This is a genomic window from Bizionia gelidisalsuginis, from assembly GCF_008086185.1.
GTDB classification, from domain to species: domain Bacteria; phylum Bacteroidota; class Bacteroidia; order Flavobacteriales; family Flavobacteriaceae; genus Bizionia; species Bizionia saleffrena.
The window spans coordinates 1-17703 of sequence record NZ_VSKN01000009.1 but is presented as its reverse complement, the minus strand read 5'-3'; the positions used below and the strand labels follow the sequence as shown (position 1 = coordinate 17703).

Genomic DNA, 17703 nt, shown 5'->3' with positions numbered 1-17703 from the left:
TGTTTTTGAAAAATACGCGCTCAAAAGTACTACTTATAATTTTAACCCTAGGGTTTTTAACGGCATGTAATACGGTAAAACGCGTTGCCGAGGATGCCCATTTACTAACAGAAGCAACATTAATTGTTAACGATAAAAAAGAAAAGAAAGAAGCCGTTAGAAATTTAATCTATCAAAAACCGAATAGTAAATTACCACTTATAGACACCCCATTACGTCTGCATATTTATAATTTAGCGCGACCAAATATAGATTCTATTATTACTGCTAAATTTTTAAAACACCCTAAGCGAAAAAATCGGTGGGAACGCTTTTTATCTACGAAACAATTAAACCGCTACTACCAATCGCGTATTAATTTTAATAAATGGATTAAAAGAACAGGTGAGGCTCCTGTAATTATTAATGATACTTTAAACAAAAAATCGATAAAACGTTTAGAAAGTTATTACTGGAATAACGGATGGTTTGATGTTGCAGCCAATTATATCACAAAAAAAAATGACAACAAACGTGCCCAAGTAACGTACACTATAGAAACCGGAAAACCGTATTACATAGACTCGCTATCTACAAAAATTATGTCGCCGGTTATAGACTCCCTTTACGAACTCACCAAAGATAAATCGTTAATACAACCCAATACACAATATAAAACAGCAACTATTTTAAAGGAAAAAGACCGGGTAACTGAGGTTATGAGGAATAACGGTGTGTTTCATTTCTCGCAAGATTACTTTTATTTTGAAATGGATTCCATCGGGAAAACTAAAAAAGTCAATGTCGATCTTCAAATTAGTAATCGCGAAACAACTCAAGGCGATTCATCGTCCTTTAAGCCTTTCAATATTTATAAAGTAAAAGACGTTAATATCTATACCAATAGCACCTTCGAAAACAAAAATAAAACCATTACAGACACCACAACTTATAATGGCTTTAAAATTTATAGTATCGATGAATTACGCTATAACCCAAAAACGCTAACCGACGCCGTTTTTATTACACCAAACTCTGTCTTTAAAGACAAAAATAGGCCGTACACTTCGCGTATTATTTCGAATTTAAACACGTTTAAATACCCAAGAATTGATTACATAGAAAATCCAGATACCACATTAACAGCGAATATCTATTTAACACCCATAAAAAAATTCGGTTTAGACCTTAGCGGGGAAGTCTCACAAAGCAACATACAAAGTGTGGGCTTTTCTTTTAGTCCGAGTTTACTCTTTAGAAATGTTTTTAGAGGTGCCGAAACGCTTGAGATTAGTGGAATCGCCTCCATTGGCGCCTCTAAAGATGGCGCTAACGATCGCGATAAATTATTCGATATTAACGAAATTGGTGCCGATTTAAGATTGCGTATTCCAAGGCTGTTCTCACCTTTTAACACCGCGAAAATAATACCGAAATCTATGTTCCCTACAACCTTACTCAGTTTGGCCTTTACAAGTCAGACTAACGTAGGGCTTGACAAACAAACATTTACAGGGCGAATTAATTACAAGTGGTTTCCAAACGAAAAAGTGACGAATAGATTAGATATTTTTAATATTCAGTTTGTTAAAAATCTAAATATTGGTAATTATTTTGGCGTGTATAAAAACACGTATAACACCTTAAACGATATCGCAACAAGTGCAGGATACATTTCGGGTAATAATAATTTAGAATATCCCAACCAAACGAATGCATTTATTAACGATGTGGTTAATGGTAATTTGTCTAACCCCATTTCTAATACCGATATTCTTACCGTAAAAGCGATTAACGAACGTAAAAATAGACTAACGGAAGACAACCTTATTTTCGCTTCCAACTTTAGTTATGTAAAAGACAAGCGCGATAATTTATTCGATAACGATTTCTCCATCTTGCGTTTGCGCTTTGAGTTGGCGGGCAACGTATTGGCAAACGTTTCAAAAATACTGGGAAATAAAAAAAATAAAAACGACCGTTACGAAGTCTTTAACGTGGCCTTTTCTCAATACATAAAATCGGAAATCGATTATGTAAAATATTGGGATTTGGGTAATAAAAACGTGTTGGCTATGCGTTCCTTTTTAGGTATTGCTATTCCGTATGGCAACTCGTCTAACATTCCGTTTTCGAAAAGTTTCTTTGCTGGTGGTGCTAACGACAATCGCGCATGGTCGCCTTACGATTTAGGTCCGGGAAGTTTACAAAGTACCAACGAGTTTAACGAAGCCAATTTAAAAGTAGCCTATAGTATAGAACAACGGTTTAATATCTCAGGCCCCGTAAACGGTGCTTTATTTATCGATGCAGGAAATATTTGGAATGTTCTCGACGATGTAAAAGACGATAGAGCCACTTTTAATTCCTTTGCTTCTTTAAAAGATATCGCCATTGGTTCTGGGTTTGGCTTGCGATACGATTTCACGTTTTTTATACTAAGAGGAGATATCGGGTTTAAAACTTACGATCCCTCATACCCAGAAAACAACCGTTGGTTTACCAACTACAATTTTGCCAATGCAGTATATAATATAGGTATAAACTATCCGTTTTAAGGGGGTGTTTAGTCGCTTTAGAAACTTTAAAAGAAACGGCCACTCCAATTACCTAACAACTCTTAGAGAATTAATCAAAATTCATTACTTTTGACGTTCAAATTTTCAATAAAAAAACCATAACAAATGGCACACCAAATAAAACCCGGAGTAGCAACTGGAAAAGAAGTTCAAGCAATTTTTAAATTGGCGAAAGAAAAAGGCTTTGCACTTCCAGCAGTAAACGTTGTAGGATCAAGCAGTATTAACGGCGTACTGGAAACAGCGGCCGCTTTAAATGCGCCAGTCATTATACAATTTTCTAATGGTGGTGGTGTGTTTAACGCCGGTAAAGGACTAAGTAACGACAACCATCAAGCCGCCATTTTAGGAAGTATTGCCGGAGCAAAACACGTGCACTTATTAGCCGAAGCTTACGGTGTACCAGTAATTTTACATACAGACCATTGTGCGAAAAAATTATTACCTTGGATAGATGGTTTACTAGATGCCAGCGAAAAGCACTTTAAAGAAACAGGAAAACCATTATATAGCTCGCATATGATTGATTTAAGTGAAGAACCACTTGAAGAAAACATAGCCATTTGCAAACAGTATTTAGCACGAATGAGCAAAATGGGAATGACCCTAGAAATAGAATTAGGAATTACCGGCGGTGAAGAAGATGGTGTAGATAATAGCGATGTCGACGAATCTAAATTATACACCCAACCCGAAGAAGTAGCCTACGCTTACGAAGAGCTAAGTAAAGTAAGCGACCAGTTTACTATTGCAGCTGCCTTTGGAAATGTTCACGGGGTGTACAAACCAGGAAACGTAAAACTGACTCCAGAAATTCTTAAAAATTCACAAGAATACATTTCTAAAAAATTCAATGTAGAGCATAACCATATCGATTTCGTTTTTCACGGCGGTTCCGGGTCATCTCTAGAAAAAATTAGAGAAGCTATAGGTTACGGTGTTATTAAAATGAATATCGATACCGATATGCAATACGCGTTCACCACAGGAGTGCGCGATTATATGGCCGAAAAAACGGATTATTTACAGTCGCAAATTGGTAATCCAGAAGGAGGTGAAGTACCAAATAAAAAATATTACGATCCAAGAGTATGGCTTAGAAGGGGAGAGTTAGCTTTCGTAGATCGCCTTAAAAAAGCGTTCGAAGACCTTAATAATGTAAATACTTTATAAAATTTTAATGGCGTTACCACAAAATTAAAAACAAAACTTTAATTTTGTGGTCAGGCTTTCGCAACTCGCTTTTGTTTTTTTAAGTAAAAAAACAAAGAGCTCAAACACATTGCTTAATCCTTAACGCAGCGATTTAGATGACTATTCTATAATCGCAACAAACTAAAAATGGCAGATACAATGGCTTGGTTTAAAAGAAAAGGAAAAGGAATACATACAACCACCGAAGAGAAAAAAGACATTCCAAAAGGACTGTGGTATAAATCTCCAACCGGTAAGATAGTAGACTCTAAAGAATTGGAGAAGAACTTCTACGTAAGTCCAGAAGATGGCTACCACGTAAGAATAGGAAGTAAAGAGTATTTCGAAATTTTATTCGACGATAATAAATTTAAAGAATTCGATAAAGACTTGTCTTCTAAAGACCCTTTAAAATTCGAAGACACTAAAAAATATCCAGACCGTTTAAAAGCAGCACAAACAAAAACAAACTTAACCGATGCCGTACGTACAGCCGTAGGAAAATCTAAAGGAAAAGAAATGGTTATTGCTTGTATGGATTTCGCTTTTATTGGCGGTTCTATGGGAAGTGTTGTTGGAGAAAAAATTGCACGCGCTGGAGACTATGCTTTAAAACACAAGCTTCCTTTTATGATTATTTCAAAATCTGGAGGCGCAAGAATGATGGAAGCGGCATTATCGTTAATGCAATTAGCTAAAACATCTGTAAAATTAGCACAATTAGCAGACGCTGGAATTCCGTACATTTCATTATGTACAGACCCTACTACAGGAGGTACAACAGCATCTTTCGCTATGCTAGGCGATATTAATATTAGTGAGCCTGGTGCTTTAATTGGTTTTGCAGGACCGCGAATTGTTAGAGACACCACAGGTAAAGAATTACCAAAAGGATTTCAAACCGCCGAATTTTTATTAGAACACGGGTTCTTAGATTTCATTACACATAGAAAATTATTAAAAGATAAAGTAAACCAATACATAGATTTAATTACTAACCAGCCAATGCGCGATTAAATAATTAAATTACACCCCTCTAAATGGCATACGTTTTATTAAGCGTATGCCATTTTTTTTGTTTTTACGGTTTTTACCGTAATAGAAAACTACTTTAAATAGCACTAATCGATTAAATGCAAATAAACCTGCTAAAAAGTAACGGGCTTTGATTTATTATTTTTTATTTTCGAGTTGTTAGAAAATTCAATCAAATTATTTTGGAGTCATTTTTTTGCAGATTCTGATAAATAAAACGCCAAATTACGAGTACTCAATTTAAACTATTTGGTTTTTTAAACGACTTCTCAAATCTATTAAGCAACCACTATTATGTTATTGGTTTAAAATTATTTATTATGAAAAAAATTATGTCATTGGGACTTTTTGTTTTAGGTTTATCCCTAATGAGTGTTTCCGCTACTCCAATTGAAGAAGCTCCAGTGTTAAAAAATATCCTTTGGTAACTGTTGTTTGTCCAGATGGATATGAATCAACTTATTATGATACAGTAGTGAAGACGGTATGAGTGTTCGCTCATATTTAGGACAACTAACCACACAGTATGGTAACCAAGTGTATAACAATGGAGAAAAAGATAGCATTTACTGGAATCAATGGATAGATTTTTATGTTGCAGAAAAAACACCAAAAATAAATTGGCAATTAAACAACAAGACCAAACAAATAGGAAAGTTTACAGTACATCAAGCCGTAGCAAATTACAGAGGCCGTAGTTACACTGCTTGGTATGCTTTAGACATACCACTCCCTTATGGCCCTTGGAAACTACAAGGTTTACCAGGTTTAATTTTAGAGGCTTATGATGCCAATAAAGAAATGTATTTTTATTTTAAAAGCATAGAATACCCAACCACTAATACCGCTATTATTACGCAACTAAAGCGACCAAAAGACCACCCAAACACTTGGCATTCGCTACAAGGCTTTAAAGATAGACTGGATGATATTTACGAGAAAATGAAAATAAACTCCATACTTATTGCAGAAAAATATAATGCAGAAGTTCCAGAACAAAAAATTAAAAGTGAAGCGTTTATTGAATCCTTTTAATTAGTCGGCTACACCCATTATATGAAACTAATTTTAGGAATTACTTTTTTTATTCTATCACCGTTTTTCGCATTAGCACAAACTAAAATTAGTGGCTTTGTACTAGACAGCGATAACAATGCCATAGAAAATGCAAGTGTTGTTGTTTACGATTCAGACAATAATATAGTGGCTTATGCCTTAACAGAAACAAATGGTGCTTATGTTTTAGAAACACAGTTCAATTTTACAAACCATATTATAGTGTCTGCTCAAAGTTTTGGGTTTGAAAAAAAACAGACACGCTTAAACTTACACCTAACGTAAAAGAGCATACGTTTTCCTTTATTTTAAAAATTAAAGTAGAAGCCTTAAGTGAAGTGATTTTAAATCCTTCAGAAAAATAAAAAAAAGAAGGTAATACAACGACATACAAAGTAAAAGCATTTAATAGCGGAACAGAACAAACCATAGAAGATGTTTTAAAACGGTTACCTGGTATTGAAGTTTAAAAAAATGGAACTATTAAGGCACACGGTAAATTTATTGACAAACTACTAATTGAAGGTGAAGATATGTTTGACAAAAACTATACTATTCTTTCAAAAAACCTGGATGCAAAGGTCTTAGATGCTTTAGAGATATTAGATGAATTTGAAGATAACCCTATTTTAGCAAAAGTGATTACTTCAGAAAGAGTGGCTTTAAATTTAGTTCTAAAAGAAGGCTATAAAAACATTTGGTTTGGTAATGCTTCTCTTGGTTTAGGTACTAAAGACAGAGTTAAATTAACTTCTAACGTAGGATTGATTCGTAAAAAAGTTAAATTTTTCAACTTCAATAATTACAATAATCTAGGTACAAAAGCTTCAGACCAATTAGAAGAAGCCTCTTCTTCTGCGGGTAACAACACCTCATTTAGAGAACAGAAAATAGAATCTAACGCCAATCCTATATATACAATAGCTAGTACGGAGAGTTCCGTTTTTAAAGAAGGGCAAAGCACATTTAATAACGCTTTTATTAATGCATTAAGTTTTGTTACTAGCGTAACACCAAACTTAAAACTTAGAGGAACAGCCTATTACTCTAACGATAATGAAGACCAGCTATTCTCATCTAAAACAACCTTTAACACGAATGAGCCGCCTATAGTTTATACGGAGAGTGTTAACACGAAACGCAACAATGAGGTTGCAGGAGTAGAAATAGAGTTAAAATATGCCGGCAGCGAAAAATCATATTTTAAAAATGTTTTAGTATATAACAACAAACCCGAAACAACCACTAAGCGTTTATTATTTAATGATAACGCGATTATTGAAAGCTTGGAAATGAAAAACCAGTCGGTTAATAATCATTTAAATCACAGTTATTTATTAGGTCATAAAAAAGCTCTGCACTCTTATTTCTATTTCGGACAGAATACAATTAAGCAACAAGCACATATTAAATCACCGGTACTGAACAACATATTCTAGCAACCAGACACCACAACTATTAGTAACATATCCAAAGATATAAACTCAATATTAGGCGGAAAATCTACTATGCTTATTCGCTTTGGTGACTTTGAAAGTTATTTGGAAGTGGGTTATGAATCTGTAACCGAACAAAGAGAGAACCAGTTTCTTTTACAAGACTCAGAAAATTACACAGCAATTGACAGTTTACAGAATACTACTGATTTTAAACAAAACACCCTGAAGTTTAAATCCAATTTAAATTATGCCCTCTCAAAACATATAGAACTATCTGCTGGACTTTCGTTAGATTATATTGATGTCAATGCGGGTTATGTTAAAAACAACGACTGGATTTTAAGTCCCAAAGGAAGATTAGGTTTAAAAAACTTAAAAATAGGAGCCCTTAGTTTTAGTTATTCTAAAAGTTATAGTACACCCCAAGCCAATATACTATTACCAAATTATCAACTCGGTAGTTACAATACCTTTATAAGAGGAACACAAAACATAGAATTCCCAAGAAGGAATAGCTTTACTTTTAATTATCGCTTAAAAAATAATAAGCAAACCAAAACAGTTTCTATAAGAATGCAATATGTTAATTCTAATGGGAAATATTCTACAGAAAACAGAATAGATCAAGATTTGCTGTTTTCGAGTTCCAAATTTGTAAATAGCGAGGATGTATTGTCTTCAAACATTGACTTTACCTCCTACTTTAAAAAACTAAATCTCTCAACCAATTTAGGGACCTCTCAAACTTGGACCAATAGTTTAGTTCAAGTAAACACTTCGGGATTTCAAGATTTAGATTCTTACACCTCTTCTTATTTCTTATCTGGCACCACTTATTTTAAACTTCCTATAAATTTAAACTTCTAATTTATTTTTAATACGGCTAAGTCTATCTTTAATTCTATTGCATCAAAAACAAATTGGAAAACTATAAATTTAAATTTCACTTATAAACTTTCTAAAGCCTGGATAGCGACACTACAGAACAAATTTTATCGTACTACTGATGGTAATTATTCATTTATAGATATTAATTTAGATTATACTCCTAAAAAGTCAAGATTCTCATACCAGCTAGTTTTTAACAACTTAAACAATGAAAACGTGTTTACTATTAATAATATAAGCGAGTTTACAGCCTATAAATCGTCAACACAATTGCTACCAAGATATGTTTTTGGCCTAGTAAAGTATCGCTTTTAAAAAACCTACACGTTTTTTTATTTGTATGTATTTGCATCTCAATAAAAATAAGTATATTTGCAAATCGAAAGATACTCTTTCGTTTACATAACAATCATTTACAACAATATTAGCATGTATTTAGATCAAAAAGAAAAAGAAGAAATCTTCACAAAACACGGTAACGGAGTTAAAGATACCGGTTCAGCAGAAGGACAAATTGCTTTATTCACATACAGAATTAGCCATTTAACTGGACACTTAAAAAACAATCGTAAAGATTATAATACTGAGCGTTCACTAGTAAAATTAGTAGGTAAAAGAAGAGCTTTACTTGACTATTTAACTAAGAAAGATGTCTTAAGATATCGTGCAATTATTAAAGAATTAGGATTAAGAAAATAATATATCTCTAAAACCACGCCCACAAGCGTGGTTTTTTACTATATAATCCTACTCAAACGCAAGAGTCTAAAATACGTGTTGAAGAAGCTAATTACAGTTTTTCATTGGTCACACAACTACTACTACAACTACAACACAACGACCATTGTTTAATTAGAATTAAAAAAAATATGATTCCAAAAGTTTTTAGAGAGGTCATAGACCTTGGTGATGGAAGAGAAATTTCTATCGAAACCGGAAAATTAGCAAAACAGGCGCATGGGTCTGTTGTTGTTCAGTCAGGAAAATGTATGTTATTATGTACAGTAGTTTCCAATTACGAGCAAAAAGATCTTAATTTTTTACCGTTAACGGTAGATTACAGAGAGAAATTTGCTGCCGCAGGACGTTACCCAGGTGGCTTCTTTAAAAGAGAAGCAAGACCAAGTGATGGCGAAGTATTAACAATGCGTTTAGTAGACCGTGTTTTACGTCCATTATTTCCAAAAGATTACACCGCTGAAACGCAGGTAATGATTCAATTAATGTCTCATGACGATGACGTTATGCCAGATGCTATGGCAGGTTTAGCAGCTTCGGCAGCTATTCAGTTGTCAGATTTACCATTCGAATGTGCTATCTCTGAAGCTAGAGTTGGTCGTGTCAATGGCGAATTTGTAATTAACCCTACACGTGCTCAATTGTTAGAATCTGATTTAGATATGATGATTGGTGCTTCTGCCGATTCTGTAATGATGGTAGAAGGTGAAATGGATGAGATTTCTGAAGAAGAAATGGCTGAAGCCATTAAGTTTGCTCATGAAGCGATTAAAGTACAATGTGCTGCGCAATTAAGATTGGCAGAAGCATTTGGAAAGAAAGATGTTCGTGACTATGATGGTGAAAGAGTAGAAGACGATTTAGCGAAGAAAATTCATGATATGGCTTACGATAAAGTGTATGCTATAGCAAAAGCGGGATCTGCTAAACATGAAAGAAGTGCTGCTTTTCAAAAAATAAAAGAAGATATTAAAGCTACTTTTTCTGAAGAAGAATTAGAAGATTATGGTGGTTTAGTTTCAGATTATTATCGCAAAGCTGAAAAAGCGGCCATTCGCGATTTAACCTTAAATGAAGGATTGCGTTTAGATGGTCGTAAAACCGACGAGATTAGACCAATCTGGTGTGAGTTAGATTATTTACCGTCTACACACGGTTCTGCAATCTTTACACGTGGAGAAACTCAAGCATTAGCGACGGTTACTTTAGGTACTTCTAGAGATGCAAACCAAATAGATATGCCCTCTTTTGAAGGTGAAGAGCGTTTCTATTTACATTATAACTTCCCTCCTTTTTGTACAGGAGAAGCTAGACCAATTCGTGGTACCTCTCGTAGAGAAGTAGGACACGGTAATTTAGCACAACGTGCATTAAAAGGTATGATTCCAGAAGATTGCCCATATACTGTACGTGTTGTCTCTGAAGTTTTAGAATCTAACGGTTCGTCTTCTATGGCAACAGTTTGTGCTGGAACTATGGCACTTATGGATGCTGGTGTTCAAATGAAAAAGCCAGTTTCTGGTATCGCAATGGGATTAATCTCTGATGCTGATTCTGGAAAATACGCTGTATTGTCTGATATCTTAGGTGATGAAGATCATTTAGGAGATATGGACTTTAAAGTAACCGGTACTGCTGATGGTATTACAGCTTGCCAAATGGATATTAAAGTAAAAGGATTAAGCTACGAAATTTTAGTGAATGCACTAAGACAAGCACGCGATGGTCGTTTACATATCTTAGGTAAAATAACAGATACCATTCCTGCTCCGGCTGCAGATGTGAAGCCACATTCTCCAAAAATGATTACAAGACGTGTACCTAATGAATTCATTGGTGCATTAATTGGTCCTGGAGGAAAAGTGATTCAAGAAATGCAAAAAGAAACTGGAACTACTATTGTAATTAGTGAAGACGCTATTACCGAAGAAGGTATCGTAGAAATTTTAGGCGTTGGTAATGAAGGTATTGATGCTGTTATGGCAAAAATAGATTCTATCTTGTTTAAACCTACTGTAGGTAGCGTTTATGAAGTAAAAGTTATCAAAATGCTTGATTTCGGTGCTGTCGTAGAGTATTTAGATGCACCAGGAAACGAAGTTCTATTACACGTAAGCGAATTGGCTTGGGAGCGCACTGAAAACGTGAGCGACGTTGTAAATATGGGCGATGTTTTTGATGTGAAATACTTTGGTTTAGATCCAAGAACACGAAAAGAAAAAGTATCTCGTAAAGCGATTTTACCAAAACCAGAAGGGTTTAAAGAAAGACCGCCAAGAGAAAACGATCGTAGTAACGACCGTAATAAAGGTAGAGATAACCGTGGACGCGATAACCGCAGAGACGACAGAAAACCTCGAGAAGAAAAGAAAGAAGACTAAAACCTTCTTTTAAAATAACTCAAAGCCCTTCAATTTATTTTGAAGGGCTTTTTTATTGTGCTTTGTACATCTTAAAGAAGAGAAACATTAATTTGCAACGCGCACTATTGTAGTTATCTTTTTTTAAATTATAAAACCCTAAACTAGGCACTTCATATTCAATAAATCGCGATTATTTTTATAAAAAGAGTCAAAACACTTCATTATATTTAAAATAAAGCGCCTTTTAAAGACAATATGTCACCTTTTTAACTCAAAATCAAAGTACAGGATTTACTATCTCATAACTATTTCATGAAATTCTTATCAACATCACAATTCTAAGCAGATATGTTCATAAATTGCATAACTATGTTAACATAATGCTTATTATATAAAAAAAAAATCAGAAATAGGACTTCAGCACAGTATTTGCACAGTATCTTGTATAATTAATTAAAATTAATAACATACAAAATGAAAGTATTAGTAATTGGAGCAGGAAATATGGGATTAACTTATTCTGAAGGTATGGCAACATCGCCTTTACTGAGTAAGCACAAATTAAGAATATACGATACTGATCCAAAAAAAATTGAGGTATTAAGTCAGCAACCAGAATTTAATGTTTTTGACAACCTCGAGGATTGTCTACCAAAAGCCGATGTTGTATTTATAGCAGTAAAACCTTTTCACTGCGAAGAATTATTTAAAAAAATGAAACCATTAATTAACAATGAGCAATTATTTGTATCGTTAATGGCGGGTGTAACTATCCAATTAATACAAGACCAATTAGACGTAAAAAAAGTAATTAGAACAATGCCTAATTTACCGGCACAAGTGGGTAAAGGTGTAACGTCTTACACAGAATCTAAAGAGGTGTCTAAAATAGAACTTATAATGGTTCGTAATTTATTAGACACAACAGGAACTTCTATTCACGTTGACACAGAAAACTTTATTGATGCCTCTACAGGAATTTCTGGTAGTGGTCCAGCTTACGTATTTTACTTTATGCAATCTATGCTTGAAGCCGCATTAAAAATGGGCTTTTCAGAATTCGATTCTAAAGTATTAGTAAGTAGTACGTTTGAAGGTGCTATCGAATTGTTTAACCAAAATGATATTTCACCAGAAAGCTGGATCGCTCGTGTAGCCTCTAAAGGAGGAACAACCCAGGCGGCTATAGATTCTATGGAAGATAATAATGTTAAGCAACTCATTCAAGATGCTGCTTACTCTGCTTTTAATAGAGCTATCGAATTGGGGAAAGAGTATTAATTAAAACACACAATTATGGATATTAAAAGAATAGTAGTAAAAGTTGGCACAAATGTAATAACGAATAAAGATAATCGCATATTACACCCTATTTTAAAAGAATTAGTACGCCAGATTTCGGTACTATATGAACGCGATATTATGGTAGTTTTAGTGTCTTCTGGTGCTGCAATCGCAGGAAGAGAAGTTATAGGCGATACTAATATAACCGATGCTTCAACAAGACGCCAAGTCTATTCATCGGTAGGACAACCCCGTATGATGCGCCATTACTATAGTTTATTTCACGACTATGGAATGCGTTGCGGTCAGGTTTTAGCCACTAAAAGGGATTTCGATATTGGTGTACACCGACAAAACATGATTAATTGTTATGAGGGTCTTTTATCGGAAGGTATTATTCCTATTGCCAATGAAGATGATGCCGTTTCATTAACGATGTCTATGTTTTCAGATAATGATGAACTCGCCAGCTTAGTTGCAGAATTAATCGATGCAGATCGATTGATTATACTTTCGGATACTGATGGATTGTATACTGGGGATCCAGACGACGAGGATTCAGAAAGAATTACAGAAGTGAGCTGCAACCAAGATGTGGAACAGTATGTTCAAGCCTCTATTAAAAAAGAAGGAGAAGGCCGTGGCGGTATGGCTTCAAAATTAAAGATCGCTAAAAGCACCGCTAGTAAAGAGATTCCAACCTATATCGCAAACGGAAAAAGACAAAATGTAATTGTAGATATTATCGATAATAAAGAGATTGGAACAAAATTTATACTTTAAAAAATAAATCAAATGAAATTACTACCAATAGATTTAAAAAATAAGGTTCTCGATGCAATGATGCGCATATTAGATAGAGATAGAGCCGCAATACTTACAGAAAACAAAAAGGATTTAGAAGCTTTTGATAAAGAAGATCGAGCACTTTACGACCGTTTAATTGTCAATGAGTCTAAAATTGACGAGATGATAAACGCTATTAAAAAAGTGAGACAGCAAGAAGATCCTGTAAATAGAGAAATTTCGAGCATTACTTTAGATAGCGGATTAGAAATAACGAATAGAACAGCACCTTTTGGTACTATTTTAATTATTTACGAATCTCGCCCAGATGTTACCATCGAAGCTGCAGTACTCGCTTTTAAAGCTAATAATAAGATTCTTTTAAAAGGAGGAAAAGAAGCGATACACAGTAATTTAATCCTTGAAAAATGTTGGCAAGAAGCATTAGAAGAAAATAATTTGTCTAAAGATTGGATTAGATTATTACACCTTAAACGTGAAGAAACGCAAGAATTTTTACGAAATCCTACCGAAAAATTAGACTTAGTAGTACCTAGAGGTGGAGAACGCTTAATAAAATTCGTTAAAGATAATGCCTCTTGTGCGGTACTTATTAGTGGTCGCGGAAATAACTTTCTATACGTTGCCGAAGACGCCGATTGGGACAAAACGGTAAAAGTAATCGTAAACGCTAAAACCGATAAAATTTCTGGATGTAACGCTCTAGATAAAGTACTTATCAATAAAAACATTCCAAATTACGAGAATAAGGTAAAAGAATTACAACAAGTACTGAAGCAGTTAAACGTTGCTTTGGTCGTTGATAAAGCTATTGGAGCCATTCTACCCAACGAAGAACAGATTAAAGAGGAATCTATATGGTATCAAGAATTTTTAGCTATGAAGTTATTAATTGCTGAAGCTGAAGATTTAGACCAATCAATTTCTCTAATTAATAAATATTCTGGAGGGCATTCGGCAGTTATTTTAACCGAAAGCAAGAGCAAAGCAGCTACATTTATGGAACAAGTAGACAGCGCAGCCGTGTACCATAACGCCTCTACTCGATTTACCGATGGTGGCCAAATGGGTGTTGGCGCAGAACTCGCCATTAGTACCGATAAGTTACACCACCGTGGGCCCTTAGGATTAAAACAACTAGTAACCAATAAATACTACGTATTTGGCGACGGACATATAAGAGAGTAATTTTTAATAAAAATTACATTACAACTAATTAAATATCAAGGCTTTAAATAATTAATTTTATTTAAAGCCTTTTTTTTGTAACAAAATCAACTCTACTTACGTATAACTACCGATAGCAGATTATTCACGCCATAAAATCACTTTACTTTAGATGAGACAACTTAAAATTACCAAGCAGGTAACCAATAGGGAGACCGCTTCATTAGATAAATATCTTCAAGAAATTGGAAAAGTTGACTTAATTACCGCAGACGAAGAAGTAGAATTAGCGCAACGTATCAAGGCTGGTGACCAGATCGCACTTGAGAAGTTAACTAAGGCAAACTTACGTTTCGTTGTATCGGTAGCTAAGCAATACCAAAACCAAGGGTTAACTTTACCCGATTTAATTAATGAAGGTAATTTAGGTTTAATTAAAGCCGCACAGCGTTTCGATGAAACTCGTGGTTTTAAATTTATCTCTTATGCTGTTTGGTGGATTAGACAATCTATTTTACAAGCCTTAGCCGAACAATCTCGTATTGTGCGTTTACCGCTTAATAAAATTGGTTCTATTAACAAAATAAACAAAACTTTTGCATTTCTAGAGCAAGCACACGAGCGTCCGCCAAGTGCTGAAGAAATTGCAAAGGAGTTAGATATGACTATTAACGACGTTAAAGAATCTATGAAGAATTCTGGACGTCACGTCAGTATGGATGCCCCATTAGTTGAAGGTGAAGATTCTAACCTTTACGATGTATTAAACTCTGGAGAATCTCCAAATCCTGACCGCGAATTACTACACGAATCGTTGCGTACAGAGATTGAAAGAGCTCTTGAAACATTAACGCCTCGTGAAGCTGATGTTATTAGACTATACTTTGGTTTAGGTAACCAACACCCAATGACTCTTGAAGAAATAGGAGAAACATTCGACTTAACAAGAGAACGTGTAAGACAGATTAAAGAAAAAGCAATTCGTAGATTAAAACACACGTCTCGCAGTAAAATATTAAAAACGTACTTAGGATAACATCCGGGTAACTTTAACAAACAGTATATGCTCACTCCGGTGAGATATCCACTTTCGTGGGTACTAAAACTGTTCGTTTTTTGATTGATGAAAAAACCCACGGCTGATTACCGTGGGTTTGTTTGTTTAATAGAAATAAGCTCTATAACAATTAAAGAATAAGTTTAATAGTTATTAGCCAAGGAACATCATTTAACGGAATAATATTATTACATTTACCCTATGTTATAAAGAAAATGGTATTGAAATAATGATTAAGACAATATGTTATAAAAGCCACCCTAAAAACCATAAATCAATCTTAGAGAATATGGTTTTAGTTGATGAGGTTAAAAAAAGAAATGATGACGATCGTATTGTAGGCCTTCTAGTCTTACACGAAAACACCTTTTTAGAGATTATAGAAGGAGAAGCTTCTAAAGTAGACGCTTTGTTTAGTAATATACTTAAAAATAATAGGCATAAAGACATTATAGTAATTTTAAACGAACCTATAAAAGAGTTAACCTTTAGTAGTTTTGAAGTCGATTACTCTGTATTACAAAATATGGACTCCCTATACGCTTTACAAGAATATGTTAATCATTTAGAAGTAAATAATAAAGAGTACAGCTATGTATTTTCAAATTTTTTAGCGAATCTACTTCAAGAACATCCAGAATTACCCTAATTTTGCGGTACAACAATACAACTTACATTATGTCTTCAAAATTAATTGCTCCCTCTGTATTAGCTGCAGACTTCGCGAACTTACAGCGTGATATAGAAATGATAAACGCTAGTGATGCCGATTGGTTTCATATTGATATTATGGATGGTGTCTTCGTACCCAATATCTCTTACGGAATGCCCGTATTAAAAGCGATTACTAAACACGCTACAAAAACAATCGATGTTCATTTAATGATTGTCGACCCAGATCGGTACATTAAAGATTTTGCAGACTTAGGTAGCGATATCTTGACAGTGCATTACGAGGCGTGCACACATTTGCACCGTACATTACAAGCTATAAAAGCTGAAGGAATGAAAGCAGGAGTAGCACTTAATCCGCATACCAATATTAATGTCTTAGAAGACACCATTAACGATATTGACTTAGTGTTGATAATGAGTGTAAACCCAGGTTTTGGTGGACAAAGCTTTATTGAAAACACGTATAATAAAGTAAAAGCGTTAAAAGCGCTTATTAAAAGTAAAAACGCAACGACACTTATTGAAGTAGATGGCGGTGTTACTAATAAAAATACAAAACAATTAATAGATGCAGGAGCAGACGCTCTTGTTGCTGGTAGCTATGTTTTTAAAAGTGATAACCCAACAATAGCAATAAAAGACTTAAGAGTACTAGCGAATAGCTAACTTCTTAAGACTCGTGTTTAAAAAAAAAGAGACTGCAGTTAAATTGCAGTCTCTTTTTTTATGTTTTTGTCCCGTCCTGAAATAGCGATACACTAAAACAATAGTGTAATGAAACGCATAGAAAACACTGGGCACGTAAAGCGCTCCCAAAAAGATTACTCACTTTATTTTAAACTACAAATTGTTCAAGAAGTTGAACAAGGACTTCTTACAAAAGGTCAAGCACAGACCAAATATGGTATTCAAAGTGACTCCACTGTAACTAAATGGTTAAAAAAATAGGGTAATTTTGATTGGGAAAATCAAACACCCGTTACTATGTCTAAAACACCTGAACAAAGAATACTTGAGCTAGAAGCAAAAGTTAAGCTGTTAGAAAAACAAAAAGTTAGAGCGGAACATTTATCAGAACGATCAGACAAAAAGGTTATTATTTTTGATATGTTGGTTGATATGGCTAAAAGAGAGTATGATATTCAAAATAAGAAAAAATTACACACCCAAGTTATCGATCAATACCGAGAGCAAACCAAAGAAACAATAGTTTCTACTTGCGGATTACTTGGGGTAAATAGACAGGTATATTACCGAACTAAAAAATCAAAACTGCGCAAGCAAAGTTTAGCACAACAAGTCATCGATTTGGTTCGTGTATTAAGAATGAAGATGCCACGTTTAGGTACAAGAAAACTATATTATTTGTTAGAAGAGGATTTAAAAAAGATAAAAACAGGAAGGGATAAGCTCTTTAGAATACTTAAAGCCAATCATTTATT

Annotated in this window: 16 protein-coding genes and 1 pseudogene; all 17 read left to right on the top strand. The window is 34.3% G+C overall.

From position 1 onward, the window contains the following. Positions 1-5 precede the first annotated feature (5 nt). On the top strand, positions 6-2537 hold the full coding sequence (gene tamL / locus ES677_RS08210) for a translocation and assembly module lipoprotein TamL (protein ID WP_148380987.1): 2532 nt from the start codon (positions 6-8) through the stop codon (positions 2535-2537). A gap of 126 nt (positions 2538-2663) precedes the next feature. After that, positions 2664-3731, top strand: a complete 1068-nt coding sequence (fbaA, locus tag ES677_RS08205) for a class II fructose-bisphosphate aldolase (protein ID WP_148368415.1) — start codon at positions 2664-2666, stop codon at positions 3729-3731. Positions 3732-3911: 180 nt separating this feature from the next. Further along, the gene (gene accD, locus ES677_RS08200; protein WP_148368546.1) at positions 3912-4769 is read left to right on the top strand and encodes an acetyl-CoA carboxylase, carboxyltransferase subunit beta; all 858 of its coding nucleotides are present in this window, start codon (positions 3912-3914) and stop codon (positions 4767-4769) included. Positions 4770-5273: 504 nt separating this feature from the next. Then, positions 5274-5822 carry a GLPGLI family protein gene (locus tag ES677_RS08195; RefSeq protein ID WP_148380986.1) on the top strand — a complete coding sequence of 183 codons (549 nt, stop codon included), beginning with the start codon at positions 5274-5276 and terminating at the stop codon, positions 5820-5822. A gap of 21 nt (positions 5823-5843) precedes the next feature. Continuing rightward, entirely contained in the window at positions 5844-6128 is a 285-nt protein-coding gene (locus tag ES677_RS08190; protein WP_148380985.1) for a carboxypeptidase-like regulatory domain-containing protein, read from the top strand. Positions 6129-6376: 248 nt separating this feature from the next. Beyond that, positions 6377-7282, top strand: a complete 906-nt coding sequence (locus ES677_RS08185; RefSeq protein ID WP_148380984.1) for a hypothetical protein — start codon at positions 6377-6379, stop codon at positions 7280-7282. Positions 7283-7351: 69 nt separating this feature from the next. Beyond that, positions 7352-8149, top strand: coding sequence for a TonB-dependent receptor (locus ES677_RS08180; protein ID WP_148380983.1), 798 nt, complete (start codon positions 7352-7354; stop codon positions 8147-8149). 450 nt (positions 8150-8599) lie between these two features. Next, positions 8600-8869, top strand: a complete 270-nt coding sequence (gene rpsO, locus ES677_RS08175; protein ID WP_148368421.1) for a 30S ribosomal protein S15 — start codon at positions 8600-8602, stop codon at positions 8867-8869. Positions 8870-9039: 170 nt separating this feature from the next. Beyond that, positions 9040-11289 carry a polyribonucleotide nucleotidyltransferase gene (locus tag ES677_RS08170; RefSeq protein ID WP_148380982.1) on the top strand — a complete coding sequence of 750 codons (2250 nt, stop codon included), beginning with the start codon at positions 9040-9042 and terminating at the stop codon, positions 11287-11289. Positions 11290-11745: 456 nt separating this feature from the next. Next, positions 11746-12552: a pyrroline-5-carboxylate reductase gene (gene proC, locus ES677_RS08165; RefSeq protein ID WP_148368423.1), complete on the top strand. Its 807-nt coding sequence runs from the start codon at positions 11746-11748 to the stop codon at positions 12550-12552. A 15-nt stretch (positions 12553-12567) separates the two neighbouring features. Continuing rightward, on the top strand, positions 12568-13338 hold the full coding sequence (proB, locus tag ES677_RS08160) for a glutamate 5-kinase (RefSeq protein ID WP_148368424.1): 771 nt from the start codon (positions 12568-12570) through the stop codon (positions 13336-13338). A gap of 12 nt (positions 13339-13350) precedes the next feature. Then, on the top strand, positions 13351-14550 hold the full coding sequence (locus ES677_RS08155) for a glutamate-5-semialdehyde dehydrogenase (protein WP_148368425.1): 1200 nt from the start codon (positions 13351-13353) through the stop codon (positions 14548-14550). A gap of 151 nt (positions 14551-14701) precedes the next feature. Then, positions 14702-15565, top strand: a complete 864-nt coding sequence (locus ES677_RS08150; protein WP_055435630.1) for a sigma-70 family RNA polymerase sigma factor — start codon at positions 14702-14704, stop codon at positions 15563-15565. Between the two features lie 250 nt (positions 15566-15815). After that, positions 15816-16235, top strand: a complete 420-nt coding sequence (locus tag ES677_RS08145) for a BLUF domain-containing protein (protein ID WP_148380981.1) — start codon at positions 15816-15818, stop codon at positions 16233-16235. Positions 16236-16264: 29 nt separating this feature from the next. Next, the gene (gene rpe / locus ES677_RS08140; protein ID WP_148368427.1) at positions 16265-16927 is read left to right on the top strand and encodes a ribulose-phosphate 3-epimerase; all 663 of its coding nucleotides are present in this window, start codon (positions 16265-16267) and stop codon (positions 16925-16927) included. 108 nt (positions 16928-17035) lie between these two features. After that, on the top strand, positions 17036-17209 hold the full coding sequence (locus tag ES677_RS15495) for a transposase (RefSeq protein WP_211357868.1): 174 nt from the start codon (positions 17036-17038) through the stop codon (positions 17207-17209). A gap of 36 nt (positions 17210-17245) precedes the next feature. Beyond that, positions 17246-17703: pseudogene (locus tag ES677_RS15490) on the top strand (hypothetical protein); the annotation flags it as partial.